This window comes from Desertihabitans aurantiacus (assembly GCF_003344635.1).
GTDB classification, from domain to species: Bacteria; Actinomycetota; Actinomycetes; order Propionibacteriales; family Propionibacteriaceae; genus Desertihabitans; species Desertihabitans aurantiacus.
This window is the reverse complement of record NZ_QPKK01000242.1, coordinates 1-5926: the sequence shown is the minus strand read 5'-3', so window position 1 is coordinate 5926 and position 5926 is coordinate 1. Positions and strand designations below refer to the sequence as shown.

At 75.4% G+C, this 5926-nt stretch carries 7 protein-coding genes; 2 read left to right on the top strand and 5 right to left on the bottom strand.

The genetic code is table 11. The features are described 5' to 3' along the window. On the bottom strand, window positions 1-237 hold a 237-nt coding region (locus tag DVA66_RS16165; protein WP_198671847.1), incomplete at its 3' end, for a Gfo/Idh/MocA family oxidoreductase. A 229-nt stretch (window positions 238-466) separates the two neighbouring features. On the opposite strand from DVA66_RS16165, the gene DVA66_RS16160 reads away from it, so the two are divergent. Next, window positions 467-2638, top strand: coding sequence for a DUF222 domain-containing protein (locus tag DVA66_RS16160; protein WP_157974064.1), 2172 nt, complete (start codon window positions 467-469; stop codon window positions 2636-2638). A gap of 89 nt (window positions 2639-2727) precedes the next feature. Here the strand turns inward: DVA66_RS16160 and DVA66_RS16155 are convergent, their stop codons facing one another. From DVA66_RS16155 to DVA66_RS16140, 4 genes are read right to left on the bottom strand one after another with little or no spacing between them, the layout of a single operon-like run. Continuing rightward, window positions 2728-3183, bottom strand: coding sequence for a GtrA family protein (locus DVA66_RS16155; RefSeq protein WP_114560997.1), 456 nt, complete (start codon window positions 3181-3183; stop codon window positions 2728-2730). Then, complete coding sequence (locus DVA66_RS16150) at window positions 3180-3971, bottom strand: enoyl-CoA hydratase/isomerase family protein (protein WP_114560996.1); 792 nt, start codon at window positions 3969-3971, stop codon at window positions 3180-3182. Before DVA66_RS16150 ends, DVA66_RS16155 begins: the two co-directional genes overlap by 4 nt. Next, on the bottom strand, window positions 3968-4471 hold the full coding sequence (locus DVA66_RS16145; RefSeq protein ID WP_157974063.1) for a PH domain-containing protein: 504 nt from the start codon (window positions 4469-4471) through the stop codon (window positions 3968-3970). The genes DVA66_RS16150 and DVA66_RS16145 overlap by 4 nt, the downstream gene beginning before the upstream one ends. Window positions 4472-4527: 56 nt before the next feature. Continuing rightward, window positions 4528-5514: an aldo/keto reductase gene (locus DVA66_RS16140; RefSeq protein WP_114560995.1), complete on the bottom strand. Its 987-nt coding sequence runs from the start codon at window positions 5512-5514 to the stop codon at window positions 4528-4530. 127 nt (window positions 5515-5641) lie between these two features. On the opposite strand from DVA66_RS16140, the gene DVA66_RS21370 reads away from it, so the two are divergent. Further along, the coding region (locus DVA66_RS21370; protein WP_198671846.1) for a four-carbon acid sugar kinase family protein at window positions 5642-5926 on the top strand (285 nt) is incomplete at its 3' end.

Sequence of the window (5926 nt, the reverse complement as noted above, 5' to 3'; positions counted from 1 at the left end):
ACGGGCCCCGGCCGAGGTCACCACCGCCACCGCGTCGACGTCGCCGCGGGCCAGGGCAGCGTCGGCGTCGTCCAGCAGGAGGACGCCGGGGACGGCCGCGGCGGCGAGGCGCCGGGCGTCGGGGTCGGGGTCGCACGCCCAGGCGACCCGCCAGCGCGGGTGCGTGGCGAGCGCGTCCAGGTGGCGCCGGCCCATCCGTCCGAGACCGACCACGCCGATGCGGTACCGGGGGTCCACGCCCCCCAGCCTGGTGCTCCGACCCGCCCGCTGTCACGGGCCCTGTGCACCGTGCTCGTCGACCGAGAGCCGGTGATGGAGGTCGGCGCCTCCAGGGCGGTTCGCCTGACCGGCTGCGCACGCACCGAGCGGTCGTCGTTGTCCACAGGACAGAAGCAGGTCGAAGCGTTGTCCACAAGTTTCGCTTCTGTGTTCGATTCGGTCGGTCGACCGCCGTAGCGTGAAGACCATGCTGCAAGCCAGGGACGACCAGGTGGCGCGGGACCTCCGCGCCACCATCGGCGCGTCCGCGAGCCCGGGCAGCAGCACGGCACCGGCGGCCGCTGACCTCGGCGCACTACCGGTCGCGGAGTTGTCAGACCTGGTCGCCGAGCACACCTTGGTGGTGCGCCGCTGCGAAGCAGCCGTGCTCGACCTCGCCTGCGCCTGGGCCGACCGCTTCCCCGCCCCACACCCCGGCCGCCGGTTGAGCCGTCGCCAACGCGAAGCCGCCACCGACCACGCCGACACCCTCGCCCCAGCCCCACCCAGTGCGGCGCGGCCCGTCGGCGGGGACTGCCTGGTCGGCACCGGCGGCCCCGGCACCCCACTGGTGTCGGTGTATGCGATCGCGGAGTTCGCCGTGCTGCGTCGGCTCTCCATCACCGCCGGACACCGCCTCCTCGCCGACGCCCTCGACCTGCGCCACCGACTCCCCCACCTGAACCACGTCACCCGCACCGGGCACATCCCGTTGTGGCTGGCCCGCAAAGCCGCCACCGCCACCCGCCACCTCACCCCTGCACAGGCCGCCACCGTGGACGAGTGGCTGGCCGAGGCCGGACCCCAGCTCAGCGCGGCCCGGTTCCTCACCGCCCTCACCGCCGCCGTCCTCGAAGCCGACCCCGCCACCGCCGCCGCCCGGGCCGAGGCCGCCGCCACCACCCAAGAGGTCTGGGCCCGCCCCGACGAGCACGGCCTGGCCACCGTGCTCGCCCGCATCGACGCCGGCGACGCCGCGATCCTGCTCGCCACCACCACCCGACTGGCCGACATCCTCAACGACCAACCCGGCGGCGACCAGCTCACCGCCGGCCAACGCCGCGCCCGCGCCCTCGGCCTCCTCGGCCGACCCCTCCAAGCCCTCGCCCTCCTCGCCGGCCACCACCCCCACCAGCAGCGCCCGGCCGGCTCGGACCAGACCGGTGCGGGCCTGCCCGTCGGCTCCGCGGGGCCGAGCGAGATCAGCCTCGACCCCGCCGGGCCCAGCTCGACCCACGTCGACCACGGCCTCACCCGCCCCGCCAAGACGATCGTCGCCGGCCCATGTTCCCCCGACCCGGACCGGCCGCTTCCGCCCGAACCCGCCGAACCCGACCCACCCGAGCAGCTGCCTGCGCATGCTGACCAGCCTGACCCCGAGCGGTTCGGGTGCAGCACGACACCCACCCGGGCCGACCGCGAGCGGCCGGACTCCTCCTCGCAGGTTGACTGGGCCACCTCCACCGGGGCACTGGCCCAAGACGATGACTCGGCTCCGAGCGCTGCCCAGCAGCACGAGCCCCAGCTCAACTGCGAACCCGCAGAGCCCGACCCGCCCGAGCGGATCGTCCCACCCCCACCCGGACTACACCCACCGCGTTGGAGCGGGCGCTACACACCCGGACCCGGCGACCCGGGCGACCCCGGCGGGCTGGAACGCGACCTCACCGCCCTCACCACCAGCCTGCCCGCAGCAGGTATCGACCTCACCCGCTGGATCGCTCGCGCCTGGAAGGCCGGCGCCCCCAAGACGACCCTCGTCTACCACCTCGCCGACTCTGAACCTGACGACAGCAGTGGGCACCGCAACAGGGAAGGAGCAGGAGCCAACGTGCCCCCGGGCTCGCTCGGACAGCAGCCGCCGACCTCGCCCCGACTCGTCCGCCCCGAGCACCGCCACGGGAGCCCGCTCACCCTCGACCAGCTCACCGAGCACCTCCGCGCGACCGGCGCCCGGGTCACCATCCAGCCCGTCATCGACCCCGCCGAGGTCGCCGCCGTCGACAGCTACGAGATCCCCCACCGCATCCGTCTCGCCGTCCGCACCCGCCACCCCGCCTCGGTCTTCCCCTGGTCCAGCAGCACCAGCCCCACCATGGACCTCGACCACACGGTCCCCTTCGACCACGACGCCCCACCCGGCACCCACCAGACCGCCGTCGACAACCTCGGCCCGCTCAGCCGCACCGAGCACAACCCCAAGACCCACGGCGGCTTCGCCGTCCGCCAACCCGTCCCCGGACACCACCTCTGGCGCACCCCCACCGGACACCACTACCTCGTCACCAGCACCGGCACCACCGCCCTCGGACGCGGGCCCGACGCCCGCCGGCTGTGGGACACCGCGCGAGTGACCGGCGACGCCAGAGGGCCGTCGTGAGGTGGCGGGGCGACGGCAGCGCCCCTGCGCGAGCTCGCAGCACCCGGGGTCAGGCGCACGTCAGCTGCACGCTCGGTGCCCGTCGGGGATCAGCGCAGGCGGAAGATGACCGCCCGCTGCACGACGAAGTTCACCGCGGTGGCGACACCCTGCGCGATGACGAAGGCGACCACCCGCACCCACAGCTCGGCCAGGCCCCGGCCGTCCAGCCAGGGGTAGAGCAGCGTGAACAGCCCGACCTGCAGGGCGAAAGTGGCGGCGTAGAGCAGCACCACGGCGACGAAGCGGCGGGTGGACGGCTCGGCGCGGAAGGTCCAGCGGCGGTTGATGAGGTAGGCGGTGGTGGTGCCGGCGACGAAGGAGAGCGCCTTCGCCGGGCTGTGGCCCAGACCGAGCAGCATCAGCAGGTTGAGCAGCCCGAAGTCGACCACCGCCGACAGCCCGCCGGTGAGGACGAAGCGCACCAGCTGGGTGGAGAGCCGGCCGTGACCCGTCCGCTCCTCGACCGGCAGCTCGACCGGCTGCGGCAGCTGCTGCTCCGTCATCGCGCGTCTCCCCCGCTCGGCCAGTACGGCGTCCGTCGGGCCACGAAGGCCTCGATCCCCTCGACCCGGTCCGCGGAGGCGGCTGCCTCGCGCCAGGCGGCGTCCTCGACCTGCAACGCCTCGTCGAGCGCCAGATCGTACCCGGTGCGCACGGCCCGGCGGGCCGCGCGCACGGCCAGCGGCGACCGTGCGGCGATCTGGCCGGCGAGCTCCAGCGCCGCCGCCCGCGGGTCCTCCGCCACCCGGTCGACCAGACCGATCCGCTCCGCCTCCTCCGCGCCGACCCGGCGCCCGGTCAGCACCAGGTCGAGCGCCCGGTTGAGCCCGACCCGTCGCGGCAGCAGCTGGGTGCCACCACCGCCGGGCACCAGACCGACACCCACCTCCGGCAGCCCGAGGCTCGCCCGCGGGCCGGCCACCACCAGGTCGCAGCGCAGCGCCAGCTCGAGCCCACCGCCGAGAGCGTGACCGTCGACCACCGCCACGGTCGGCACCGGCAGGGCGGCGACCGCCTCGAAGGCGGCCTGCAGCACCGGGCGCTGGGCGAACAGCTGCTCGCTGTCCATCGTCCCGCGCTCCTTGAGGTCGGCGCCGACGCAGAACACCCCGTCCACGGCCGAGGTGAGCAGCAGCACCCGCAGCCCGGCCCCGGCGGCCCGTGTGCAGCCGTCGGCCAGCGCCTCGGCCTGGGCGGTGCTGATCGCGTTGAGCGCCTCCGGCCGGTCCATCACCAGCGCCCCGACGTGCTCGACGCCGGTGCCCTCCAGCCAGACGGACGCCGGGCTCATCGCCGGCGCTCTTCCTCCGGCGCGCCGAAGACCAGCTCCTCCAGCATCCGCTGCACCTCGACCACCTCCGGCACGTCGGGCAGCACCAGCGGCTCGACGTCGGCGTCGGTGTGCACCATCAGGGTGCCGGAGCCGAGCAGCCGGTCGCCGAGGCTGCGCTCCCAGCGGATGTCGGTGATCCGGCCCAGCGGCACGCTGTGCCCGTTGCGGGACAGCACCCCGGTGCGGGTCAGCAGCCGGCGGGTGGTCAGCGTGTACGTGGACGTGCGCCAGCGGGTGAAGGGCACCAGCGTCGTGGGCACCAGGGCGGCCAGCGCGAGCCCGCCGAGCACGTAGGCCCCGACCGGCATCATCGAGTCCGGCATCAGCCCGATGGCGAAGCCGGCGACCGCTGCGATCACCACCAGCGCCCCCACCGGACGCCACAGCGCAGCGGCGTGCGTGCGCATCGTCACGATCTCCCGCTCCCCCGGGTCGAGGAGCTTCCGCGGCACGCCCATGGCCGTCATGCTGGCACAGCGGGCCCAATCCGCCTCGATCGTCCGGCGCGCCGGGGTCAGCGGTGGTAGGGCGGCATCGCGCCCTTGAGCGGGGCGCTCAGCTGCTCCAGCCGGTCGGCCAGGTCGGCCGGCAACGGGCCGCGGGCGAGGGCGTCCAGGTTGGCCCGCAGGTGGCTGACCCTGCTGCCACCGAGCAGCACGCTGTCCACGCCGTCGCGGCCGAGCAGCCAGCGCAGCGCGAGCTCGGCCATCGGCGTCCCGGACTCCTCGGCCAGGTCGGCCACCCCGGTGGCGGCCGCGACCAGGTCGTCGCGCAGGTAGCGGTCGCTGTACATCGCCGCCAGCCGGGAGCGGCCGAACCGGCTCGGCTGCTCCCCCGCCCCCGGGCGCCGTCCGAGCAGGCCGCCGGCCAGCGGGTTGTAGACCATCGTGTGCACGCCGTGGACGGCGGCGAACTCCAGCCACTCGTCCTCGATCCGCCGGGCCAGCAGGTTGTAGACGTTCTGCCCCGCCACCGGGGCCGGCGCGCCCGCGGCCCGGGCGGCGGCGAGCACGTCCTGCACCTGCCAGGCCGCGTAGTTCGACACCCCCAGCGCGCCGAGCCTGCCCTCGGCGTGCAGCTCGGCGACCGCCCCCAGCGTCTCGGCCAGCGGCGTGCTCCGGTCGGGCTGGTGCAGGTAGAACAGGTCGACCGAATCGACCCCGAGCCGGCGCAGCGAGCCCTCCAGGCAGCGGCGCAGCGCGGACGCCGAGAGCGGCGCGGCGCCCTCGGCGTCGGGGTGCGGGATGCCGGCCTTGGTGGCGAGCACCAGCTGGTCGCGCCGGCGGCGCACCCACGGGCCGAGCAGCCGCTCGCTCTCCCCGCCGGCGTAGCCGTTGGCGGTGTCGACCACCGTGATCCCCGCCTCGACCGCCGTCTCGAACAGCGTCTCCGCCTCGGCGGCCCCGACGGTGTCGCCGAACGACATGGTGCCCAGCCCCACCCGGCTGAGCGGGACGGCGACCCCGGGCAGGGTGACCGACGGCAGGGTGGCGGTGGGCATGCGGGTCCTCCTCCGGGCGGCGTCGCAGCCGCCGTGCACACCCCACTGTTGCGCGGTGCACGCAGCGGGCTGCGCAGATCGCGCACCATTGTGGCACACTGCCCCCGTCACCCACGGAGGAGGAGCGATGGCGCTGCCGGGCCCGCTGCGCGTGCTGGCCGACGACCTGTCCGGTGCCGTCGAGTCCGCCGCCCTGCTCGGCCCCGGCACCCCGGTCCACCTCGGCCTGCCCACCCGGCCCGACGACGCCCCGCAGCAGGTGCTCGACACCGACACCCGCCGGCTCGACCCGGCTGTGGCCGGCGACCGGCTGGCGCGGGCCTGGGCCGCCGCCGGTCCCGGCCGGGTGTTCGTCAAGATCGACTCGCTGCTGCGCGGGCCGGTCCGCGCCCTGGTGTCGGTGGCGGCCCGC

What these genes read in the sequence shown, in the direction of transcription:
- DVA66_RS16150 (WP_114560996.1), bottom strand. Translation starts at nt 3,971, where the DNA reads ATGAGCCCGGCGTCCGTCTGGCTGGAGGGCACCGGCGTCGAGCACGTC.
- DVA66_RS16140 (WP_114560995.1), bottom strand. Translation starts at nt 5,514, where the DNA reads ATGCCCACCGCCACCCTGCCGTCGGTCACCCTGCCCGGGGTCGCCGTC.
- DVA66_RS16145 (WP_157974063.1), bottom strand. Translation starts at nt 4,471, where the DNA reads ATGGGCGTGCCGCGGAAGCTCCTCGACCCGGGGGAGCGGGAGATCGTG.
- DVA66_RS16160 (WP_157974064.1), top strand. Translation starts at nt 467, where the DNA reads ATGCTGCAAGCCAGGGACGACCAGGTGGCGCGGGACCTCCGCGCCACC.
- DVA66_RS16155 (WP_114560997.1), bottom strand. Translation starts at nt 3,183, where the DNA reads ATGACGGAGCAGCAGCTGCCGCAGCCGGTCGAGCTGCCGGTCGAGGAG.